Origin of the sequence: Bacillus nitratireducens (assembly GCF_036320425.1) — a bacterium.
In the GTDB taxonomy this organism is placed as follows: domain Bacteria; phylum Bacillota; class Bacilli; order Bacillales; family Bacillaceae_G; genus Bacillus_A; species Bacillus_A nitratireducens.
Genome location: NZ_JAUMJO010000001.1, coordinates 989,183 through 1,012,328, shown reverse-complemented (window position 1 = coordinate 1,012,328; position 23,146 = coordinate 989,183). Strand labels below are relative to the sequence as shown.

The following is a 23,146-nucleotide window of genomic DNA, read 5'->3' as shown; positions in this document are numbered from 1 at the left end:
TACCTATTATATAGTAGAAGGTTTTCTTTTAATGTTTCACATTTCGTAATCGAACTCGTTGGACGATAATACCGATGCATAAAACGGTGAAAATGAATAAGTAAGGAATACTTGTCGTGAAACTTGGGTTGTTATGAAAAAAAGTTGCAAGTCTGTCTTCATGTGTAATCATTTTTCCTGCTGTATAGGCGAGAACTGCTGCCCCGCAAAAAATGAGGAACGGAAAACGTTCCATGAGTATTAAAATAAGTTTGCTGCCCCAAATGATAATCGGGATAGAAATGAGTAGACCGATTATTACGAGTAATAATCTTCCGTGAGCTGCACCCGCAATGGCAATAACATTATCAAACCCCATAACGAGATCTGCGAATACAATCGTACGCACCGCTTGGAATAAAGTCGTTTTTCCTTGAATCGAAGAAAGATCGTTGTTAGTATCAGTTAGTAAATTTACTGCAATTAATGTGAGTAAAACTCCGCCGATGAGTTGTAAAAATGGGATGTCGAGTAAATAGACAGCTAGTATTGTGAGGAGAATTCGCAGCACAATTGCTAAAATAGTACCAATCAAAATTGCTTTATTTCGTTTTGATTCAGGTAAATTTCGGCTAGCTAATGCGATAACAATTGCGTTATCACCACCTAGTACAACATCGATACCGACGATCATTAGTACAGATGTTAAAAACTCTAAGTCCATTCGTCTGCCTCCGTTTATGATGTTTTAATAAGCGATATGTATGTGATGAAGAAAGTTTGTTTAGCTTTTATCCCGCGCCTTTGGGATTAAATAATCTTCTCTTATAGAAGTTTCACTTTATTACAGTGTACGGGGAAATACGCAAATGTATGTCCAAATTTTTTGTGAACAGAGAATTGGAATAATGATATTTAGCCGACTATCTGCGGGTAGTAAGACTCCGTCACAAAATCCGGCTATAAAGCAAAGTAGTTAGTTTTGAACTTTCCTGTCCGTAAATGCCCGATTAGTGTGGCTAATAATCAACGTGGATGAGCAAAGACCCCATTAATTAAAGTTTCAGTTTATGTAAGTAGCCGAATGCAGATAGGTATATAACTATTTTTGTAAAATAAATCGATTTTATTTCCATTCTGGAGAATCTTATCATAAAATGAGAGTACGAGAATCTATTGACTTGTCATATGAGTGGGGAATCCCTTCATAACAATTCTAAACAGGAAGGGAGAGTTGTATTTTGGAAATTGAAAGAATTAACGATCATACGATGAAATTTTTTATTACGTACGTTGATATAGAGGACAGAGGGTTTAACCGTGAAGAGATTTGGTATGACCGCGAACGGAGTGAAGAACTCTTTTGGGAAATGATGGATGAAGCTCGCGATCATGATGACTTCTTTATTGATGGACCGTTATGGATTCAAGTGCAAGCAGTCGACAAAGGGATTGAAGTACTTGTAACGAAAGCAGAACTTTCAAAGGATGGACAAAAATTAGAACTACCAATAGGTGTAGACAAAATTATAGATATTCCTTTAGATGAAGGAATCGAATCATTATTCCAGCAAGAATTAGAGGAAGAGGAAATAGAACCGACAGGTACAAACTTTAATGAAGATGGTACGTTTGGCTTTTTAATTAAGTTTAATGATTTTGAAGATGTAATTTCATTAAGTCATCGTCTAATTTTTGAAGATATAAAAGATGAACTGTATTCATTTGAGGACCGCTATTATGTATATGTGGAATTCGATGAAGTGCTACATGATGAGGAAGAGATTGATCGTATTTTAAGTATTGTTTTAGAATATGGGGAAGAATCTACTTTAACGATTCATCGTGTAAGTGAGTATGGAAAACAAGTTGTGAAAGAGCATGCGCTTGAGACAATTCGTAACCATTTTCCTTCTAAAACGTAGGCCGATTTCTATAGTATGAAATCGGCTTTTTTTATGAAGAATAGGAAAGTTTTCTTAGTAAGGAGGTAAGAGATGAAAAACACGTTAAAATTACTTTTCTTTTTTCTACTATTGTTCGCATTATTTGTTTCATTACGCATGTTTATTGATGTAGCATTTTATTCGGATGTCATTGGTATAAAAGACGTTTCGATTTTAGGTATTATTAGTATTTTATTTACGGTTTCCGCATTTTTAATTGGATGTGTTATTTTCTTAGAAAACAGACATCCTTCGAAAACGCTTACATGGTTAATCGTACTAGGAATTTTTCCAGTGTTCGGTTTCTTTGCTTATTTATTATTTGGACAAAACTTTCGCAGAAAAAGAATGTTCCAAAAGAAGGCGTTACTCGATGAACAGGCGTTTTTACAATATAAGGGGCACGAAGATTACGAAGAACGAATTTTACGAGACCATAAGCATCAAGAATTGTTATTTCGTTTAGCTGATCGATTGGGTGCTTTAAATATTTCATTTCAAACTGAAACGAGGACATTAACAAATGGAGATGAAACGTTTCAGGCAATTTTAGATGGATTAAATCGAGCGAAACACCACATTCATATGGAGTATTACATTGTGCGTGATGACAAGCTCGGTACAGAAATTAAAGATATTTTAATGAAAAAAGCAAAAGAAGGCGTTGTCGTCCGTTTTTTATATGATGCGGTTGGAAGTTTTAAATTATCAAATTCATATATTGAAGAATTGAATGATGCAGGAGTAGAAATGATTCCATTTTTCCCTGTGCGCTTTCCGATTTTAAACGATAAAATTAATTATCGAAACCACCGCAAAATCGTTATTATAGATGGAAATGAAGGGTTTGTAGGCGGATTAAATATTGGAGATGAATATTTAGGGAAAGATAAATACTTCGGTTTTTGGCGAGATACGCATTTATATTTGCGCGGTGAAGCAGTTCAAAGTTTACAGCTAATTTTCCTTCAAGATTGGTTTTATATGACTGGTGAGGCAGTATTAGCACCTGAATATTTACAAGCGAAAGCAGTTGAGGGTGATCATTGGGGCGGAGTCCAACTTGTTGGAGGTGGACCAGATAATAAATGGGAAACAATTAAACATTTATATTTTGCAATGATTGCTTCAGCAAGGAAATCGATTTGGATTGCAACACCATACTTTATTCCAGACGATGATATTTTATCTGCATTAAAAGTAGCTGCACTTGCTGGTATCGATGTTCGTTTGTTAATGCCAAGTAAGCCAGATAAGCGCACTGTCTTTTATGCATCAAGATCGTACTTTCCGGAGTTATTAGATGCAGGAGTAAAAATATATGAATATGAAAAAGGTTTTCTTCATAGTAAAGTTGTTATCGTTGATTCGGATCTCGCTTCAATTGGGACAGCTAATATGGATATGAGAAGTTTTCATTTAAACTTTGAAGTAAATGCCTTTTTGTATGATACAGATAGCATTCGAAAGCTCGTGCAAGATTTTAAAGACGATTTAGAAGAATCCAGTGAAATTCATGTTGATCGATTTCATAAGAGACGTCTTCATAGGCGGATTGTTGAATCGACGTATCGGTTATTATCACCTTTATTATAAAAAGAGATGTCCTAATTTAGGGCATCTCTTTTTTTGAGAGGAATTTGTAGTAAATTGTAGAATACAAGGAGTTGAAAGGGTGTGATTGTGATGTTTATTGCAAGGAGAGAAAACGGAGAGAAAATTCATCTATTATATAACCGGGATGAAGAGCTTTTACGCGACATGCGTAAACGAGAAAAATTCTTTTGCACAGCTTGCGGAAAGGAAGTGCAAATGAAGTTAGGGACACAAAAGAGTTGGCATTTTGCTCATAAGAAAGTAGATTCATGTCTTGCGTTTTATGAGGCAGAATCTGTGTATCATATGCAAGGTAAAGAATTGTTATATAGATGGTTAAAACGTCAAGATTTCCATGTAGATATAGAGCATTATCTGCCGGTAATCCAGCAACGACCAGATATTTACGTAGAGAGAGCGGATAGAAAAATTGCGATTGAATATCAATGTGCAAATCTCTCCATAGAGCAGCTTTATAAGCGAACATATTCGTATTGGCAAGCTAGTATACAAGTCATCTGGATAATCGGTGGAAATCAGTTGAAAAAGCAATCCGCCCATTGGATGACATTTTCCTCTTTTATGGCTTTCGCCTTACAACCTTATCCTCAGCCATTTCTTATTTTCTTTTGCCCGAAACAAAAATCGTTTATGAAATGTGCGTTTATCACTCCGTTTTCTACAAATGTCTCTTTCTCACATATTATTTATTTACCAACCGATACGACTACTGTTGAAATGCTCTTTTCCCCCGTTCCTTTCCGGAAAGAGGTATTAGGACAAGAATGGAAGAGAAAAAAGAACTATTTTCGGCAAAACGCTTTACCTATCTGGAATTATAATCATAAGTCACTACTACGCCTCTTATATCAATATAAATGTACCCCAGCGAGTTTTCCTTCTGAAATCGGTGTCCCGCTTCCGTCCTCATTTGCTTTTCAAACAAATCCATTTATATGGCAAGCTTTCCTTTATATGAAGTGTATAGGTATGCTTAAAGTAGGGGAGTATATTTCCCTTCAGTACGCATGTAATTATGTAGCAAAATATACAAAGAGGCGTCTACTTCCGTATTTTGCACAACATATATGGAAGATAGCAGTTGCAGAGTATATGACATTTTTATGTTATATAGGTGTGTTAAATAAAGTAGGTACGAATAAGTATCGAAAAATAAGAGATGTTGTTTTGGTAAAAACAGAGGAGGAAATTATGAAATATGATGACATTTGCTTAGCGCATGCACTATCTCTATTTGAGACAAAGTACAACATGAGAGAGGGAAAAGGGGATATAATAAAGACTGATCGTGAAGGAATTACATAAGAAAAATCGAATTGTACTTAAGTAGAGATATTTAAAGGAGGGCTTAAAGAATGGCTGAACAAAACACAGTAAAATCATTACCAAATCGCAATGAGATTGAAGAAGCAAACACATGGCGATTAGAAGATATTTTCCAAACTGATGCAGAATGGGAAAAAGAATTCCAAGCTATTAAAGAGCTATTGCCAAAGTTAACTGAATTTAAAGGGAAGCTTGGTGACTCTGCAGACAATTTGCTTGAGGCATTGCAATATGAAGATGAAATTTCAATGCGATTAGGTAAGCTATATACATATGCACATATGCGTTACGATCAAGATACAACAAACTCTGTGTATCAAGCATTAAATGATCGCGCAACAAATTTATACTCACAAGTATCTAGTAGCACAGCTTATATCGTGCCTGAAATTTTAGCTATTTCAGAAGATACATTGCAAACATTCTTACAACAAAATCGAGAACTAAGTGTATATGAGCATGCATTAGAAGAAATTACACGTCAACGCCCGCATGTATTATCGGAAGCTGAAGAAGCGTTATTAGCAGAAGCATCTGAAGTGATGAGTGCATCAAGTAATACATTTGGTATGTTGAATAATGCAGATTTAAAATTCCCATCTATTAAAGGTGAAGATGGAGAAGAAGTAGAAATAACACATGGTCGTTATATTCAATTTTTAGAAAGTGATGATCGTCGTGTGCGGGAAGATGCATTCAAAGCTGTATATGAAACGTACGGAAAATATAAGAACACATTTGCAAGTACGTTAAGTGGGGCTGTGAAACGTAATAATTTCAATGCACGCGTTCGTAAATACGATTCTGCACGTCAAGCTGCATTAAGTAATAATAATATTCCTGAAGCAGTGTATGATCAACTGGTTGAATCGGTAAATGATAATTTACACTTACTACATCGCTACATTGATATTCGTAAGCGTGCCTTAGGTCTTGATGAGCTTCATATGTATGATTTATATACACCGCTTGTACCAGAAGTGAAAATGAATGTGAAGTATGAAGAAGCACAAGAAATGTTATTGAAATCTTTAAATGTACTTGGTGATGAATATGTTGAAATTTTAAAAGAAGCATATGAGAATCGCTGGGTAGATGTATATGAGAATAAAGGAAAACGAAGCGGAGCATATTCATCTGGTGCATACGGAACAAATCCGTATATTTTAATGAACTGGCATGATAATGTAAATAATTTATTTACACTTGCTCATGAGTTTGGTCATTCCGTGCATAGTTACTATACAAGGAAGACACAACCGCACGTATATGGTGATTATTCAATCTTCGTTGCAGAAGTAGCATCAACTTGTAATGAAGCACTTCTAAATGATTATTTATTGAAGACGACAGAAGATAAGAAAGAGCGTCTATACTTATTAAATCACTATTTAGAAGGATTCCGTGGTACTGTATTCCGTCAAACGATGTTTGCAGAGTTCGAGCATATTATTCATAAGAAAGTACAAGAAGGGCATGCTGTTACGCCGGACATGTTAACGGAAATCTACTATGATTTAAATAAGAAATATTTCGGTGACGCGTTAGTGATCGATGAAGAAATCGGCTTAGAGTGGTCTCGTATTCCGCACTTCTACTACAACTATTACGTATACCAATACGCAACAGGATTTAGTGCAGCAACGGCTTTATCTAAACAAATTTTAGAAGAGGGGCAACCAGCAGTAGAACGTTACATTAATGAGTTCTTAAAAGCAGGAAGCTCAGATTATCCAATTGAAGTGCTGAAAAAAGCAGGGGTAGATATGGCATCACCAGAACCTGTAAAAGAAGCATTACAAGTGTTTGAAGAGAAATTAAATGAATTAGAAGCGCTATTGTTTGAAGAGAAGTAATGAGAAAAGACGAGGGATTTTATCCTCGTCTTTTTTGTTTGGAACATTTGCTCAAAAGTAAACCATGTCGATATTTGTCGAATGATTAAGGTGATTTTCGGTGCTTTTTTTATATTTGAAGGAATTTTTACGACTTATTTTTGTAATTAAAATCCTTTAAATCGTTTTCTATAGTTGAAATAAGAGACAGCGATGACGATAACTCCGAATAAAAGAGGGAAGGCAATAATTTTAGGAAAAGCTTGTAATAGAGAGAGGATATATAAGAAAAAAGAAACAATAACACATAGAAAGATAAGAAAAATATGAGACTTTTTCATAAGGAAACCTCCTAAATTGCTTTTTTTATAGCTTATTCAAGAATGAAAACGTTTAGAATGTGACAAAAGTGTGAAATTCGACAAAAGGGGTTGTCATCTGACGTCGAATCTTGTAATATAATAAGCGTGAACGAATTCACATACAAACATATACCCCTTTGTTTGAACGTGAAAATTTCTCCCATCCCCTTTAATATTTTTATAAGCCGTAAAGAAAAAGATCTGGTGTTTACACCAGGTCTTTTTCTTTTGCTATCCATTTCCAATAACGCTCGCACTTCACTTCAATCATTTGTACTTTTCGTTTTAGTTGTAATTTTTTTAGTTCGCGCTCTATTTCTTGCTGCGGGCAGTCATATATAAATGAGATTTCCTTTGAAGAAATAAATTGTGTTGCTTCTAGTAATACCTCTAAAGGAGGTAATGGATCTGGCTCAATCTCGCATTTTACAAGTTCTTTTAATAATTGTACGTATACATCATAGGAATAAATTCCTGCGATTTTAATACCTTCCTCATCTGAATTTGCATGGAAAAATAGGAGGGAAGGTATTTCTGTAATATGCATCTCATTTGTGAATTTCAGGTCGCATTGGAAAGCTTTTTTTGCGCTAACTGAGTGTAGGTCTTTTTTAAATTCCTCTACATCAATGCCGCTATCTTTTGCACATGTAAGCAATAGTTCACCATCTGGGTTTGATACATTTTTAAGAAGAATGTATTCCTGGAGTTTTCGCAAAAACTTCGAACCTGCTTTTCGGCCTTGCAACTCCGCCGCTTTAATTGCCATCGAAACTAGATACGGCGTTGACGATGCCTCTTGCATATGTACTTTTCCATCACATGAAAAACCTTGTAAACTTGTTGTCTTTTCCCACACAAATCGAATATTAGCAGGTTTATTCCATTTGTGTGAGGAAGCGTTTGTCCCGTCCACTTTTCCAGTTACTATATGACGAATAGAGAAGTATTTCCCATATTCGAGCCATAGTTTAATAATAAATGGCTCGATATCCCAGCAATCTTTACAAAGTGGATCAATAAATAAATATGCTTCTACAGACTTATGCTCGCATGTGGAAGGAGAAGGCATATTCATATGCTTTGCTTCCTGCTTATCCATTACACTTCACCTGTTTCATTTGGAGTATTGACCATATGTTGAGCAGTTAATGCTAAACGTTCAAAAACAAACTCTCTTATATGACCGTGCACTCCTGTATCATCCATTGCTTGCTCCATACATGATAGCCAAGCTTCTGCGCGTTTTGGAGTAATCTCAAACGGAAGATGGCGTGCTCTTAGCATAGGATGCCCATGTTCTTCAGTGTATAAATTAGGACCACCTAAATATTGTGTTAAAAATTGTTTCTGCTTCCTAGCGGTTTCTGTTAAATCATCCGGGAAGATCGGAGATAAGTCAGGGTGTTCACTGACATAGGAATAAAATGTATCCACTAATGTTGCAATGCATTGTTCACCGCCAATTGCTTCAAATGGTGTCATCGGTTGCTTGCTCATCCTTTATAAACTCCTTTTTCCATGAAATGTATATCTATTGTAGCAATGGAATGTTATGAAGAGCAACTAAACAGCCTTCATAACATTCTTTGCTTATTTTATGTGTTGCTAATAAATCTTTACTTTCCAAAAAGGTGAAACATGACCACCAGTAAATCACTTCTCCACTGATGGAAATTTCACTTTAGCGCTCTTTGTTTTGTTTGGCAAGGAAAAAGCGTTTTACTTTGTTATTTGTATGACGAACTGGTACGTTATGTTGTTTTAGTAAACTCATAAATGCGGCTTTACCAGCTTCCTCATCTTGTACTTCATATTCGATTTCATAATCATCGTGATTGTAATAGAAACTATGATCAAAGACAAGTGTTCCGCCTTCAAATAATGTTTCAGCTCTTTCTGTTGTTAAACTTCCCATATAAGTTAAAGAGGAAACTGGAATTTGTAGTTTCTGAAGTTGATCCATTACAATGCCTTGAATGATTACGTTTGTTTCCATCATAAGTTTTGCTTCTTTTTCAGTTATAGATTGATGAGTTTCTAATAAACCAATTTCAGCAGGTTGTTTTAATGTGAATGTATAAGTTCCATCTTTATGACGAATACGAAGTGCAGAGCCCGTATTTTTCAAAGAAAATTGAGGTGTTTCAAAGTAATGATTTACTTGTTTTGTGAATTCTTCAATAGAAAATGATGTGCATAAGCTTTGGAATTCTTCCTCTGTAACCATGTTTTTAAATTCAATTTCAATTTCTTGTGTCATTGTATGCGCTCCTTTTGAAAAATAATTCTTTACACATTATCGCTTTTTCGCAAATTTGGTTCAATGTTTTATTTGTTTGCGTCCATGTTATGATACAATAATACTGTTAAGTAAGACAGGAAAGTTGAGATGGAGGAGTTCGAGCATGCAAAATAAAATTCAAGTTAAGAGCGTAGAAACAAGAGAGAATGCGCTTATTTTTTGTGCGGAAAATACTGAAATAGAGGTAAAGGAGCTAAGTGCACGTAATCACGTACTTGTAGACTCAGACAATTTATCATTTTTATATATCTTAGAAAACGAATCATCTTTCATTTATGTAAGTATTCCGCATACATGCTGGGAAGCAATACATGAAGCGATGAATAAAGATACAGCGATGTTTATTCACGTGAATGATGTTGAAATAGAATTAGAAGGATTAAAAGAAGAAGTAGAATATTTAGTTGAAAATATTGAAGGTAATGCAAATTACGGAGAAGAACTAGTAACTGCTGTAGAAAAAGTGTTTCTATAAGCAAATGGATTGATTTTGGTGGTGGTTGAAATGAATCGTAATTGGGAAGAATTTTTAGCACCTTATCACCAAGCGGTGGCGGAGCTGAAAGTGAAACTAAAAGGAATGCGTACTCAATTTGCAATGTTAACGGAGCATTCTCCAATTGAGTTTGTAACAGGAAGGGTAAAGTCGGTTGCAAGTATTATTGATAAAGCGGAGAAGAGAAATGTACCGCTAGACCGGCTCAGAGAAGATATGCAGGACATCGCGGGCCTTCGAATGATGTGTCAATTTGTTGATGAGATTAAGCCTGTTGTAGAATATCTTCGAAAACGAAATGATTTTGAAATTGTGGAAGAACGTGATTATGTAACGCAAAAGAAAGATAGCGGCTATCGCTCTTACCACGTTGTCATTAGTTATCCTGTTCAAACGATACAGGGAGAAAAAAAAGTGTTAGTGGAAATTCAAATTCGCACGTTAGCGATGAATTTTTGGGCAACGATTGAGCATTCTTTAAATTACAAATATAGTGGACGTTTTCCTGAAGATATTAAAATACGCTTACAACGTGCAGCGGAAGCGGCATTTTTATTAGATGAAGAAATGTCTTCCATTCGTCTTGAAATTCAAGAAGCGCAAAAGGTCTTTTCACGAAAGCAGGAAACGAAAGATTCTGAATCATAAACTAAAGGGTGTTGGGCGATGAAATTTACAATTATGTCAAAGGGCGATCAATCATCAGATACATTAGCAAGTACGATGAAAGAATACTTGTTAGATTTTGGTTTTACTATGGATGAAAAGGAACCTGATATTGTAATTTCTGTTGGGGGAGATGGAACGCTTTTATATGCGTTTCATCGTTACTATAATCGATTAGATGAAACCGCATTTGTTGGTGTACATACAGGGCATTTAGGTTTCTATGCAGATTGGTTACCGACGGAAGTAGAGAAGTTAGTGATTGCGATTGCTAAAACACCGTTCCAAGTAGTTGAATACCCACTTTTAGAGGTGATTATTCGCTATGTGAATGGTAGTAAAGAGTCGCAGTATTTGGCGATGAATGAAGCGACTGTAAAAAGTGCAGAAGGAACATTAGTAACAGAAGTGGAAATACGCGGAGAGTATTTTGAAACGTTCCGCGGAGATGGTCTTTGTATTTCTACTCCTTCAGGAAGTACTGCGTATAATAAGGCACTTGGCGGAGCGATTATTCACCCTTCTATTGAAGCGATTCAAATTGCAGAAATGGCATCAATTAACAATCGTGTATTTCGTACGGTAGGTTCGCCGCTCGTACTGCCGAAACATCATACATGCGTTTTGAAGCCGGCTGCAGGAATGAACTTGCAAATTACGGTGGATCATTTGACGATGGTTCATCAAGATGTGAAATCAATTCAGTATCGCGTTGCAAACGAGAAAGTACGATTTGTTCGTTTCCGTCCGTTCCCGTTCTGGAAACGTGTCCGTGACTCGTTTGTTGCAGATAAATAGAGAGGGTTTATATATTTGAACAGATTTACATTGAAATGGGATATACAGCTTGCAGATGAGGGGACTTTAGTTAGAGAGTTTTTGAAAACGAAAGGAATTTCGAAAGCTGCTTTAACAGATATAAAGTTTCACGGCGGAGCTATTGAAGTAAACGGTCAACATGCGAGTGTTCGCCACAAGTTACAAGCCGGTGAAGAGTTACAAGTTTTCTTTCCGTTCGAGGAAAGAAGTGAAGGGATGGAAGTAGAAGATATTCCTTTAAATATTGTATATGAAGATGACGCAGTGCTTGTTGTAAATAAAGAAGCATATATGTCGACAATTCCGTCTAGGGAGCATCCGTCAGGAAGTGTTGCAAATGCCCTGTTATATCATTATGATAAACAGAACCTTGCAAGTACAGTGCACATTGTAACGAGACTCGATCGTGATACTTCAGGACTTATGTTAATTGCAAAAAATCGATTCGTTCACAACCTTTTATCAAAGCAGCATCAACAAAAAGGAGTGAAACGAACGTATGAGGCGCTCGTTCATGGAATGATCCTAGAAGAGATAGGGACGATTGACGCACCAATCGGACGAAAAGCGGATAGTATTATTGAGCGAACTGTCTGTGAAGATGGTCAAAGGGCTGTTACTCATTTTAAAGTGATGGAAAGTTCTTCTAATAAGACGCATGTAGCACTTGAGCTTGAAACAGGAAGAACGCATCAAATTCGTGTACATATGGCGCATATAGGACATCCGCTACTCGGGGATGATTTATACGGCGGTCGAAGAGATGTGATGAAACGCCAAGCGCTTCATAGTACGTCTTTGACGTTTTATCATCCTATTTTAGAAAAGGAAATGACTTTTACCGTAGGTATCCCAGATGACATGCAATCCGCTTTACATAACAATTAAAAGGGAACAAAATTCTTACTGAACGAAGAATTTTGTTCCCTTTTTTTAGCGGAATAATATTAAAATTTGATTATCACCAGTACGTTTAATAATGAAAAAGCCATTTTCAGCTTTTGTAGCAATACCGTCATCATTTGGAAGACAGTATCCGTGTGTTTCACAAGTACCGTCATCACGTACTAACATTTGTCCAATTAATCCGACAGGAAGCCACTCAGTACGGTCTCTTCTTGATATATATTTACAAGCTGGATCCCATTCTGTATTTAAAAGAGGTCGTGTGTCTTGCGTGTCCGTACGTACATATTGACGTTTTCCAAAGCTATCTGTTTTATAGCGTTTTTGCCAACTTAAAGCACCGCTATTTCCAATGAGAGCAGGAGTAGCACTAGATATTCCTAATATGAATAAATCATTTGAAGTAGCTTTTCGAATTTTTTCTTCGCTACTAAATGTAACGAAATAACCGACATCAATAGAACTATGATCTGCTGTCTCAAACATTTGTGCAAAATCCGTTCCACTTGCATTGTAAGAAGCACCATCGATATACATTTCTCCGTTGTGAGCAAGCCATTTTGCACCGATATTATGGTCGGTGTCATTTGTACCATTTGCAATAAACCAAGAATAAGATTCTTCTGCCGTGCCGAAGCGCCCCATAATATGGCTGCCTGCAAAATGAGCTGTTGATGTATGCATACCTTCCGCATGAGAATAGAATCCGTTAGCGATAGTTGCGGTTCCTTCTGCATGTGCTGCTTCGCCTAAAGCAATTGTATGTTTTCCTTCCGCATGAGAATAAGAGCCGCCTGCTGTCGTTTCACTTCCTTCACTATGCGAACTATGTCCAGTTGCTTTTGTTTTTGATCCTTCTGCATGAGAGAAAGAACCTTTTGCGTGTGTAAGAAGCCCTTCTGCATGTGAAGCTGTACCTTCTGCATTAGAGTGAAGCCCCTCTGCATGTGCATACCGGTTCCCTTTTTTAACTTTTGTATTTTCGGATGAAGGGGTTTGAATTATAATAGCTTTTTCCGTTTGTATATCATTTGATGGAGCTAATGCTTCTTTTATTTTCTTTACTTGATTTATAATAGTAGCTGGAATTTCTGGTTCCGCTTTTTTATTTATTGCTACAGGTATATTTTCTTCCGTATTTTGCTCTGTTTGCTCAGATTGTACTACCTGTTCATTATGATTAGAGAGAGGTTTATGTTTTTGCTGCATCTTTGTTTTTCTATTATCGATTATGCGGCTCATTACAGCATTTTCTAAAGAGACATATTTTGTTCTTGCTTTACTTTTTTTTGATGATTCTTGTTCGTCCAGTTCTTCTAGAGCTGCAGCTCGAATGCTACACCAATTGTTAATTCCGTACATGGGCAGATAGAAAGGCGGGCAATTTCTTTTTTGTTTAGAAGATTTTTTCTTCATTCTGTCACCTCCTGCGACAGTATATGCCGTGTACTTAAAAAAAGATGCACTTTATTGCATCTTTTTTTAAGTACATTACCTAGTTTTTATATGAGATATGCCTAAATAATACGGTAATCCCTCGCAATTCATGAATTGCACTAAGTAAGGGGAGTTATGAAATTGGGCGGAATTTCTCAGCGACAAAAGGCAGGGAGGAAGGGACGGAAACGGTCTCCATTTCAGGAAAACGTAGTCCGGTTAGCTTTCCACCAAATACAGCACCAGTATCGATATTGACTGTGTGATTTACAAATCGAGGTTCTTTTACTGGAGTATGTCCATATATAATCCAAGTTTTCCCGTTATATTCTTGCGCCCAGTCGCGACGGACAGGTGAGCCGTCAGCATGCTTTTCTCCTGTAATATCGCCATATAATACAAAGGTTTGTACTTTTTTATCTTGTCTTCCTATGTAATCTTGCCGAATCCCAGCGTGACATACGATGACTCTTTTTTCATCTAGTATGTGATATAAAGGGGATTGCTCATAAAGGGTGATGAACTTTTCTTTTATAATGTTTTGCTTATGAGAAGATAGTGCTTCATATTCAGCGACAGTTGTTTCGAGTCCGTGAGCGATTGTTACATTACGCCCAAGGAAAAATCGATATAGTTTATTGCAGTGATTTCCAGGAGCGTAATAAGCTTCTTTTTTATTTATGACAAGTTCCCATACAATTTCAATCATACGTAATGAGTGAGGACCGCGATCTGTAATATCACCAACGAATGCAAGCTGACGTTTGTCAGGGTGAATCGGTAGGCCACTATTCCAGTTGTATCCTAGTTTCGTCGTTAAATTTTGAAACTCTTGGAAGCACCCATGAATATCCCCTATAATGTCATATTTCATATTTAAACCTCCATCATATTTTTAATTAGTATATCTAAAAAAGGATAGAGATAAAAATGTACCGCTTTTTGTGTGGCTTATTTAAACATAAAGATTTTTGTTCTTGAGTGAACATTTAAAATAAATCCAATCGCAATCATGTATGTAAGCAGCGAACTTCCTCCATAGCTCATAAGGGGTAATGTTATCCCTGTAATAGGAAGTAATCCGATTGTCATCCCAATATTTTGGAATACTTGAAAAGTAAACATTCCGATTGTACCAGCGCAAATATAACTACCGAAAGGATCATTACTTTCTAAAGCGATATGAATCATCCGGAAAATGAGTAAGAAAAAAAGTGAAATAATGACACTTGCACCTAGAAAACCAAATTGTTCAGCGACATTAGTGAAAATAAAATCTGTATGTGGTTCTGGAAAATATACTTGTCCATTTTCCCAACCCTTTCCTTGCATTTCCCCTGATCCAGTAGCTAAGAATGCTTGTCTTAGTTGATAGCCTTGCGCATCATATTTGTATGGTGCTAACCAGCCGTAGAAGCGATTTAGTTGATATTCTTTTAAAATGTGTGTTTTAAAGAACTCTGTATGAGAAAAAAATATATATATTAATGTAGAACCCGCTGTGACAATGCCGGAGGCTAATCCGAAAATAAAACGCCATCGTATACCGGAAACTAGTATCATTGCTGCGAGCATAGCTAAAATTACCATCGTATTCCCTAAATCCGGTTCCTTTGCAATAAGGAGTAGTGGTGGCAAACTTGCTGCGAATATCTTTCCGAGTAATAAAAAATCGCCCTGTATTGTTCTGGAAAAATATTTTTCATTGTGATTTGCTATAATTCGTCCAATGACGATAATTAAAAATAATTTCATAATTTCAGAAGGCTGGAAATTTCCGATGCCTGGAAGCCTGTACCAAGCGGTAGCACCTTTTATTGTAACGGCACCTGGTACTTGAAGTTCTAGTCCAATAAGTAGTACCAATGCAAAGCTATATAAATACCAAGCAATTTTTTGATAACGATCGAAATCGATAATCATAATAACGCCAATAGCAATAAATCCAATGAAATACCATTGAATTTGCTTTAGTACAAAATTTACGTTTTGCAAAAATGGTGGTAAAGAGGCTTGCGCACTTGCAATAGCAAAGCAACTAACAGTCCCAATGGCAAATAAGATGAATAGCAATACGTAGTCTATTTGATATTGAGAATTTGGATCTTTCAATGTATGAATTCCTTTCTATTGCCTAGTAAATATGTTGATGACGTCATTCTAAAAGTAATATAAGCAGATTGTCCATACATTTATTCCACTATTTATGTAAAGTCATACATAATAGGGAGGAATAGCTCCTCCCTTATGCAAAGCTATCGTGGATTTAGCTCTTTTATAATGATATTTAAACAATGAGAAAGACGTATATGTGCATCTGGAATGAGATTGGGGTATTGTTTATAAAACTCGAATGCGCCTATACACCACTCATAGGCTTTGAGCAGACTAGTTCTATAATCATTGAAATCTTGTAAGAAACCATACTTTTTTGAGGTTAAAACGAGATGTGAAAAATCTTCAGATCCTTCAAGTAATTTATGGTGTACTTGCTGTCCATCATGAAAGCGAAAGGAACTTAAAGGTTCAGTGATATAAAATGCATCACCTTTTGAAAGTAAACTCATCCAAGAGGCCATATCAACACTACAACAATAGTTCCTTTCATTTAAAGTACCAAAAGGTTCTGTTAATAGTCGCCTTCGAAAGAGTACAGTCGTAGGCTCACCAATAATATTATGTCCAGATAAAAGCATATGGTTTCCAAAATCTATCCCACTTAGCAGAGTATCTTCGCTATACAATCTATTTACAGCGGGATGGTTTTCAATTATATCTCCATTTTCATCAATCCAAGTGCGATATGATGTAATAAGTGCGAGTTTTTGATTTAAGTCTTGTTGGAAATAGAACATCATTTTCTCGATTTTATTACTATGGAATAAGTCATCGTCCATTAAGAAATTTATGTATTCGCCACTAGACTGTTCTAAGAGCATGAGGTCATTATGGAATTGTCCTAAAGTAGTACTATTCCGGATATATGTTATATGGGAATGGTTTGGTAAGTATTTTTCATGCATTAATTTTTCAGTTTCATCATTCGTACTATCGTCTCCTACAATAACTTCAATGTTTGGATAAGTTTGTGCCAAAGCACTTTCTAGAGCGATTTTGAAATAATGTGGTCTATTATAGGTGGGAATAAGGATGGAAACAAGAGGTAGATTTTTTTCATTTGTCATACGTAACTTCCTTTCAGAAGCTTTTTTTTGTAAGAACAATATCTTGATAACTCGTATATTCATGTCGGCCGCACCATAAACCATAATGTGGTTTATTCATTACCTCTAAGCCATATTTATTCAATAAAGCGCAAATATCTGTTTCAGGATAAGCAACTGCGAAATTAGGAATATCTTTATTTACGACATAACAATTTTCAATTTGATGATAAAATCCTAACGTACTTAGTCCTGCATTTAAATAATAGGATGACTCAGGGTTTATTAAAAAGAACGTAATAAAACATCTCCCGTCTTTTTTTAATACACGTGCAATCTCAGATACGTAATGTTCTAATTCTATTGGGAGAAGGTGCGTAAATACAGAAGTTAAAAAGATGAAATCGAATGTCTCGTCTTCATGTGGAAACTTATAGTGAGAGGCATCTTCTTTTCCTTCTGGATTGTAAAATTGATTGTATATGTCAACGTGTTCAAAATGAAAATTATTACGGGTAGTTGTAATATTATTTTTACACCAAGTGATACCTTCTTTAAATAAATCAAATCCATAATACGCTCCATCATCAGTTAAGTAATTCATTAATGGAACAGCCATTCGGCCGACGCCGCAGCCTACATCTAATACTTTTTCGTTTGACTTTAAAGCCCCAATTTGAATGAAATGATTTAGGAATTCTTTACCGACCTTTTCAAAATCGCCACCTACATATTGGGCGAGTTCAGGAGGGGGGAGTAATTTTATTTCTTTTTCAAGTTCGCTCATAAATACACTCCTTCCTTGTAGTAAAAAGGAAAATCAATACAGTATCCATATTATCTCGATATTTACAGACGAATCGCACCTCAAAACGAAGAGTATGGGGAAATTAAAGTTTTATTTGATAGTGAAAGAGGATAAGATGTGACCGCTTATTACATATAAGGAGATTCCTAAAACGGTTCATGTATTCAAGTATTAGTGAGCGTTACTAATTAATAGGAATGGAACCTCCTTATAATCAAAATTTTTCTTATTCTTTTCGCCAATATACACCAAAGATATCAATTTTAGTAATAGGAGCTTTTAAGTTTCTTTGATTTCTAAAGTCCGTCACAGCTTCTGCACAAGCTGGTAGTCCATAGTCATCAATAATAATATACCCACCTGTTGAAACTTTATCGTATAAGTTCACGAGACCATCCATCGTAGATTCATACATATCCCCATCAAGTCTTGCAATTGCAATCTTTTCTATTGGTGCTGTTGGTAAAGTATCTTTAAACCAGCCTTTTAAAAATTTTACTTGATCATTTAATAAATCATATTTTCTAAAGTTTTCTTGTACTTGTTCTAAAGAAACACGTAAATAATCGAATGTGTGTAAATAATCACCGTAGTCTTTCGGATATTGTTCTAAATCCGGTGCTGGCAAACCTTCAAATGAATCTGCAACCCAAATATTGCGATCCGTAATGTTATTGGCTTGTAAAAAGCCATTCATAAAAATGCAAGAACCTCCGCGCCATACACCTGTTTCGATAAAATCCCCTTCTATATTTTCACGAACAATGGTTTCCATTGCATCATGTAACTGATTCATACGTTCTCGGCCAATCATACTATGTGCTGCTCTTGGCCAATCCAGTCCATCATGACGTTCACTTTTTGAAACATCTGGCTTTACAATTTTTAAGTTATGATTTTCGGCATATTGCTTAATGAATAAAGGGAGTGGTACGGTAACTGGCTCGAATTGAAGTTCTTTTGATATATGTAGAGATGCAGGTAAGTACTCCTCATATTCTAACCATATTTCAAACAAAATTGTTTTCTTTAATAACTCAAGATAAAGCTGAATAGCGGATTTATTTTCCATATTGGTGCCTCCCGCAAAATGTCATACAACAATATGATTATGTGAGTAGTGAATGTTTCATGATTGAATTCATAATTGAAAAGCAGTAAAACTGATATCAGTTTTACTGCTAAGTAAAAATTAAGCAATTTTTTCAATAATAATGGATGCACTTGTACCAAGAGCTAACGATAATCCAAGCCCTGTAACAATCGCTTCAACCATTGATGGAGTTACTGTAATTTGTGTAATTGCTTGGATAACGATAGGTGCTCCAAGTGAGATTAAACTTGTTCCAGTGCCAGGGATATCAACACCATTCACTTGAATTGCAAGACCACCTAATACACTTACTAATGCAGTATATGCGATAACAGTAATCTTATAGAATCCAGTTTCACTTATGAGGAAAGTATCAGCATCTAATTGAGAAATTGCTGTACCAAACTGAGATCCAACAGTATTAAATGGGACGGGGTCATTAACTCCAAGAGATATGCTAATTGCAGCGGAGTTAAATGCATACAATCCTGCTGGAAGTCCTAATCCAGATGGTCCAGTAGGTCCAGTTGCACCAGTGTCTCCAGTCGGTCCAGTTGCACCAGTTGCACCAGTGTCTCCAGTCGGTCCAGTCGGCCCAGTAGGTCCAGTCGGTCCAATAAGTCCAGTCAGTCCAGTCGGTCCAGTCGGCCCAGTAGGTCCAATAAGTCCAGTCAGTCCAGTCGGTCCAGTCGGCCCAGTCGGTCCAGTCGGCCCGGTTGGCCCAGTAGTAGGTATGGTCGGCCCAGTAGGTCCAGTCGGCCCAGTAGGTCCAGTAGGTCCGGTTGGAAGTGTAAACGGTGGTATTGGTGGTAAAGTTGGACCTACAAGATTAGGATCAAATGCACTAGCGGATAATGATTCATCGGGATTTAAGCCATCTGAATAATTATTATTTGACATAAATTCACCTCCATAAAGCTTTCATTATATAGTAGATGCAAACTCGTAAGAAAATGACACGGACATTTGAATTATTGAAAAGAAATCTAAAATAACTTGAACAATATAAAAAAGTGGAAAGTTTTGTATTTGTATAACATATGATTGAGTTGGAAGAAGGTGATTATATTGAACAAGCAAAGCATTACAATTAGTTTATGTATGATAGTTCGAGATGAGGAAAAGACAATAGCCCGATGTTTGGAAGCGGTAGAAGAAATCGTTGATGAAATCGTAATAGTTGATACAGGTTCCGTTGATCGAACGAAAGAAATTGTAGAGCGATATACTTCTAACATATATGATTTTCAGTGGATTGATGATTTTGCGGCTGCGAGAAATTTTTCTTTTTCAAAAGCGACGCAAGAATATATATTATGGCTAGATGCAGATGACGTATTATTAGAAGATGCTCAAGAAGCATTGAAACAATTAAAAGGAGAATTAGATTTTAATGTGGATGCTGTTTCGATGCCGTATCACCTTGTAATGGATTCTAATGGGAAGCCTTTATATTGCACAAGAAGATATCGACTTGTAAAACGTGAAAAACAGTTTCAATGGTTTGGTAAGGTACATGAGTATTTAGCTGTTTCCGGTGAAATCTATAATAGTAACGTTGCTATTACACATAAAAAGGAAAAAGAAGTGACGGATCGTAATTTGAAGATTTTTCAAAATACTGTAATGGCGGGAGAGGAATTGAGTCCAAGAGATTTGTTTTATTACGCGAATGAGTCTATGGATAACGAAAAATTCAACGATGCGGTTCTTCTCTATGAAACATTTCTAAATCAAGACGAAGGATGGCATGAAGAGAAAATTTACGCATGCGGTAAGTTAGGGGATTGTTATGCAAAGCTCGGAATGTGGGAGAAGGCAATTGAATCTTGTGTAAAGTCGTTTCGGTACGATATCCCTAGAGGAGAGAATTGTACAAGAATAGGATATATATATATGGAACAACAAAAATATAATGAGGCGATCTTTTGGTTTAAACTAGCAACGGAAGTACCACTAGCAGCGGATAGTCCATTTCACAGTCCAGCTAGCTACACATGGCTTCCATATTTGCAAATGTGTATTTGCTATAGCAAGTTAGGAGAGCAAGACAAAGCTTATTATTACAATGAATTAGCAGCTTCTTATGTTCCGAATAATGCTGCAATCGAATATAACCGTAAATATTTTCGGGGTGTTTTTGATAAACAATATAAGGTGTAATGCATGCTATTTTTAGGAAATAACTTGTCACTATTCTAATAATGATAGATTGGCTATATATTAGAGTATCGGCAGGGATGATATTGGTTGAAAAATGTATTTTGTTCATATGAGATGTATATTTCAAATTCAATTTATATAAGGAGCGTGTGAAATGAATCGGGAAAAAAGTTCTTTATATGAAGAAAAATCTGATTTTTATTATAATGCAGCGAATCCAAATTTATTGAAGCATATAAAAAAGGAATGGAAAGAAGTTCTTGATATTGGTTGCTCGAGCGGTGCATTAGGAGCGGCTATAAAAGAAAATGGTACACGTGTATCAGGAGTTGAGGCATTTTCAGAAGCAGCGGAAAAAGCAAAAGAAAAGCTAGATCATGTTGTTTTAGGCGATATAGAGACAATGGATATGCCGTATGAGGAGGGCCAATTTGATTGCGTCATATTTGGTGATGTATTAGAGCATTTATTCGATCCGTGGGCTGTAATAGAAAAAGTAAAACCATATATAAAACAAAACGGTGTAATTTTAGCTAGTATACCAAATGTTGCTCACATTTCAGTATTAGCTCCCTTACTCGCAGGAAATTGGACGTATACAGAATATGGCTTACTAGATAAAACACACGTTCGTTTCTTTACTTTTAATGAAATGCTAAGAATGTTTTTAAAAGCAGGATATTCTATTAGTAAAGTAGATCGTGTATATATTGACCATAAAATGTATGAGCCACTTATTGAAGAGTTATATGAAGTTTGTAAAAAATATCGTCTTGGAAGTGGCTTCATGGCTGAGACAGTTGTGTTTCAATATATTATTGAAGCAGAAAAATCACAAGTATGAGTACTGCCGAAAAAACAATATTATTTGTTACGTGTATAAATGATCGGAAATTGTATGCACAATGTGCGCGACATATATTGAAATTGGCAGTACCTCCTGGGTATGCTATACAATTTATGCCGATTCGAAATGCAAAAAGTATGACGAGCGGATACAATCAAGCCATTTCACATCCAGCGAAGTATAAAGTGTATTTACACCAAGATGTATTTATTATAAATGCAGCCTTTCTATACGGATTAATTCAATTATTTGAGGAACATGAACATCTTGGAATGATTGGGATGGTTGGATCGCAATATGTTCCTCCAACTGGTATATGGAACGAAGGGCGTGGGATTGTCGGGAAAGTCATTGGTTATATGAACGATTTGTTTTATATGGCAAGTTTAGAGCAACCATTTCATGAATCAAAGACGTTTATTCCTGTTGAATGTATTGACGGTTTGTTAATGGCGACACAATATGATATCCCGTGGCGAGAAGACATATTTGACGGATTTGACTTTTACGATGTATCTCAATCATTTGAATTTAAAAAAGCAGGATATACAGTCGGTGTACCTGTACAGCGCGATGCTTGGTGTATTCATTATCATTTCGATGTGAATATGACAAACTATGAAAAATATAGAAAAGTATTTGTAGAGAACTATATGTCAGATGTGAATAAGGAAGAATAGAGGGGCTACAAAATGAAAGATCATACAATATTAGTCGTTGTTTGTATAAATAATGAAGAGCTATTTGAACAATGCGAGAGACAAATACGAAACCTTTTTGTTCCCCCTGGTTATGTTGTGCAAATTTTTCCGATACGAGATGCAAAAAGTATGGCAAGTGCGTACAACCGAGTACTTTCATATCCGGCGAAGTATAAAGTATATATACATCAAGATACTTATCTTATTAATCGGGAGATGTTTTATACACTCATTGCCCTTTTTAAAGATAATGAAAAGCTTGGTTTAATTGGAGTAGCTGGTGCTCAATTTTTACCGAGTAATGGGATATGGTGGGAAGGGAAAAATTTAGTAGGGAAAGTGATTGAGTACAGGAGACAGAATTATCAATTATTAAATTTAGACCAGGGGTATTATGGAAATAAGTCATTTATGTCAGTTCAGGCAATTGATGGTTTACTAATGGCAACGCAGTTTGATATTCCGTGGCGCGAAGATTTGTTTCAAGGATTCCACTTTTATGATGTGTCACAGTCTTTAGAGTTTCAAAGGGCTGGTTATTTAGTAGGGATTCCTAATCAAGCAAATCTATGGTGTATTCATTACAACGGAGATGAATTTGATGCGGATATATACGAGAAGTACCGGAAAGTGTTTGTAGAACATTATAAAGATATATTATCTCCATCGTAAGGGA

At 36.0% G+C, this 23,146-nt stretch carries 24 protein-coding genes; 12 read left to right on the top strand and 12 right to left on the bottom strand.

Annotated elements, in window-relative coordinates:
* Positions 1–28: 28 nt before the first annotated feature.
* Positions 29–703, bottom strand: coding sequence for a TerC family protein (locus tag Q3V31_RS05360; RefSeq protein ID WP_000362599.1), 675 nt, complete (start codon positions 701–703; stop codon positions 29–31).
* A 517-nt stretch (positions 704–1,220) separates the two neighbouring features.
* Between Q3V31_RS05360 and mecA the strand changes: the two genes are divergently transcribed.
* From mecA to pepF, 4 genes are all read left to right on the top strand, one after another.
* Positions 1,221–1,904 carry an adaptor protein MecA gene (mecA, locus tag Q3V31_RS05355; RefSeq protein ID WP_000402127.1) on the top strand — a complete coding sequence of 228 codons (684 nt, stop codon included), beginning with the start codon at positions 1,221–1,223 and terminating at the stop codon, positions 1,902–1,904.
* A gap of 72 nt (positions 1,905–1,976) precedes the next feature.
* A complete protein-coding gene (locus Q3V31_RS05350) occupies positions 1,977–3,521 on the top strand; it encodes a cardiolipin synthase (protein ID WP_000799215.1) in 1,545 nt (514 codons plus the stop codon).
* Positions 3,522–3,611: 90 nt separating this feature from the next.
* The gene (locus Q3V31_RS05345; protein ID WP_002074938.1) at positions 3,612–4,847 is read left to right on the top strand and encodes a competence protein CoiA; all 1,236 of its coding nucleotides are present in this window, start codon (positions 3,612–3,614) and stop codon (positions 4,845–4,847) included.
* A gap of 50 nt (positions 4,848–4,897) precedes the next feature.
* Complete coding sequence (gene pepF / locus Q3V31_RS05340; RefSeq protein ID WP_016128941.1) at positions 4,898–6,724, top strand: oligoendopeptidase F; 1,827 nt, start codon at positions 4,898–4,900, stop codon at positions 6,722–6,724.
* 146 nt (positions 6,725–6,870) lie between these two features.
* Here the strand turns inward: pepF and Q3V31_RS05335 are convergent, their stop codons facing one another.
* From Q3V31_RS05335 to Q3V31_RS05320, 4 genes are all read right to left on the bottom strand, one after another.
* Positions 6,871–7,044 carry a hypothetical protein gene (locus tag Q3V31_RS05335; RefSeq protein WP_000748141.1) on the bottom strand — a complete coding sequence of 58 codons (174 nt, stop codon included), beginning with the start codon at positions 7,042–7,044 and terminating at the stop codon, positions 6,871–6,873.
* A gap of 229 nt (positions 7,045–7,273) precedes the next feature.
* Positions 7,274–8,167 (bottom strand): ClpXP adapter SpxH family protein, encoded by an 894-nt coding sequence (locus Q3V31_RS05330; protein ID WP_000360668.1) that lies wholly within the window; start codon positions 8,165–8,167, stop codon positions 7,274–7,276.
* Complete coding sequence (locus Q3V31_RS05325; protein ID WP_000043388.1) at positions 8,167–8,565, bottom strand: globin domain-containing protein; 399 nt, start codon at positions 8,563–8,565, stop codon at positions 8,167–8,169. The genes Q3V31_RS05330 and Q3V31_RS05325 overlap by 1 nt, the downstream gene beginning before the upstream one ends.
* 184 nt (positions 8,566–8,749) lie before the next feature.
* The gene (locus tag Q3V31_RS05320; protein ID WP_000191130.1) at positions 8,750–9,328 is read right to left on the bottom strand and encodes a CYTH domain-containing protein; all 579 of its coding nucleotides are present in this window, start codon (positions 9,326–9,328) and stop codon (positions 8,750–8,752) included.
* 145 nt (positions 9,329–9,473) lie between these two features.
* On the opposite strand from Q3V31_RS05320, the gene Q3V31_RS05315 reads away from it, so the two are divergent.
* From Q3V31_RS05315 to Q3V31_RS05300, 4 genes are read left to right on the top strand one after another with little or no spacing between them, the layout of a single operon-like run.
* Positions 9,474–9,845 (top strand): UPF0738 family protein, encoded by a 372-nt coding sequence (locus Q3V31_RS05315; RefSeq protein WP_001180016.1) that lies wholly within the window; start codon positions 9,474–9,476, stop codon positions 9,843–9,845.
* Positions 9,846–9,875: 30 nt separating this feature from the next.
* On the top strand, positions 9,876–10,514 hold the full coding sequence (gene yjbM, locus Q3V31_RS05310) for a GTP diphosphokinase (RefSeq protein ID WP_001081481.1): 639 nt from the start codon (positions 9,876–9,878) through the stop codon (positions 10,512–10,514).
* An 18-nt stretch (positions 10,515–10,532) separates the two neighbouring features.
* Entirely contained in the window at positions 10,533–11,330 is a 798-nt protein-coding gene (locus Q3V31_RS05305) for an NAD kinase (protein WP_000673196.1), read from the top strand.
* A 15-nt stretch (positions 11,331–11,345) separates the two neighbouring features.
* The gene (locus tag Q3V31_RS05300) at positions 11,346–12,239 is read left to right on the top strand and encodes an RluA family pseudouridine synthase (protein WP_001079144.1); all 894 of its coding nucleotides are present in this window, start codon (positions 11,346–11,348) and stop codon (positions 12,237–12,239) included.
* A gap of 45 nt (positions 12,240–12,284) precedes the next feature.
* Here the strand turns inward: Q3V31_RS05300 and Q3V31_RS05295 are convergent, their stop codons facing one another.
* From Q3V31_RS05295 to Q3V31_RS05265, 7 genes are all read right to left on the bottom strand, one after another.
* Complete coding sequence (locus Q3V31_RS05295; protein WP_071735084.1) at positions 12,285–13,673, bottom strand: peptidase G2 autoproteolytic cleavage domain-containing protein; 1,389 nt, start codon at positions 13,671–13,673, stop codon at positions 12,285–12,287.
* Positions 13,674–13,827: 154 nt separating this feature from the next.
* Positions 13,828–14,568, bottom strand: coding sequence for a bis(5'-nucleosyl)-tetraphosphatase PrpE (gene prpE / locus Q3V31_RS05290; protein WP_000872709.1), 741 nt, complete (start codon positions 14,566–14,568; stop codon positions 13,828–13,830).
* 77 nt (positions 14,569–14,645) lie between these two features.
* Positions 14,646–15,806 carry an FtsW/RodA/SpoVE family cell cycle protein gene (locus tag Q3V31_RS05285; RefSeq protein ID WP_016128943.1) on the bottom strand — a complete coding sequence of 387 codons (1,161 nt, stop codon included), beginning with the start codon at positions 15,804–15,806 and terminating at the stop codon, positions 14,646–14,648.
* Between the two features lie 143 nt (positions 15,807–15,949).
* On the bottom strand, positions 15,950–16,879 hold the full coding sequence (locus Q3V31_RS05280) for a glycosyltransferase family 2 protein (RefSeq protein WP_016128944.1): 930 nt from the start codon (positions 16,877–16,879) through the stop codon (positions 15,950–15,952).
* A gap of 13 nt (positions 16,880–16,892) precedes the next feature.
* Entirely contained in the window at positions 16,893–17,645 is a 753-nt protein-coding gene (locus Q3V31_RS05275; RefSeq protein WP_001292081.1) for a class I SAM-dependent methyltransferase, read from the bottom strand.
* A 247-nt stretch (positions 17,646–17,892) separates the two neighbouring features.
* Positions 17,893–18,738, bottom strand: a complete 846-nt coding sequence (locus Q3V31_RS05270) for a TylF/MycF family methyltransferase (RefSeq protein WP_000428762.1) — start codon at positions 18,736–18,738, stop codon at positions 17,893–17,895.
* A gap of 120 nt (positions 18,739–18,858) precedes the next feature.
* Positions 18,859–19,659 carry a BclA C-terminal domain-containing protein gene (locus tag Q3V31_RS05265; protein WP_329762639.1) on the bottom strand — a complete coding sequence of 267 codons (801 nt, stop codon included), beginning with the start codon at positions 19,657–19,659 and terminating at the stop codon, positions 18,859–18,861.
* 165 nt (positions 19,660–19,824) lie between these two features.
* On the opposite strand from Q3V31_RS05265, the gene Q3V31_RS05260 reads away from it, so the two are divergent.
* The 4 genes from Q3V31_RS05260 to Q3V31_RS05245 all read left to right on the top strand — a co-directional run bounded on the left by Q3V31_RS05260 (position 19,825) and on the right by Q3V31_RS05245 (position 23,142).
* The gene (locus Q3V31_RS05260; protein WP_097810152.1) at positions 19,825–20,922 is read left to right on the top strand and encodes a glycosyltransferase; all 1,098 of its coding nucleotides are present in this window, start codon (positions 19,825–19,827) and stop codon (positions 20,920–20,922) included.
* 154 nt (positions 20,923–21,076) lie between these two features.
* Entirely contained in the window at positions 21,077–21,766 is a 690-nt protein-coding gene (locus tag Q3V31_RS05255) for a class I SAM-dependent methyltransferase (RefSeq protein ID WP_001078422.1), read from the top strand.
* Positions 21,763–22,449 carry a glycosyltransferase family protein gene (locus Q3V31_RS05250; protein ID WP_000100687.1) on the top strand — a complete coding sequence of 229 codons (687 nt, stop codon included), beginning with the start codon at positions 21,763–21,765 and terminating at the stop codon, positions 22,447–22,449. Before Q3V31_RS05255 ends, Q3V31_RS05250 begins: the two co-directional genes overlap by 4 nt.
* Before the next feature lie 12 nt (positions 22,450–22,461).
* Complete coding sequence (locus tag Q3V31_RS05245) at positions 22,462–23,142, top strand: glycosyltransferase family protein (protein WP_000651516.1); 681 nt, start codon at positions 22,462–22,464, stop codon at positions 23,140–23,142.
* Positions 23,143–23,146: the final 4 nt, after the last annotated feature.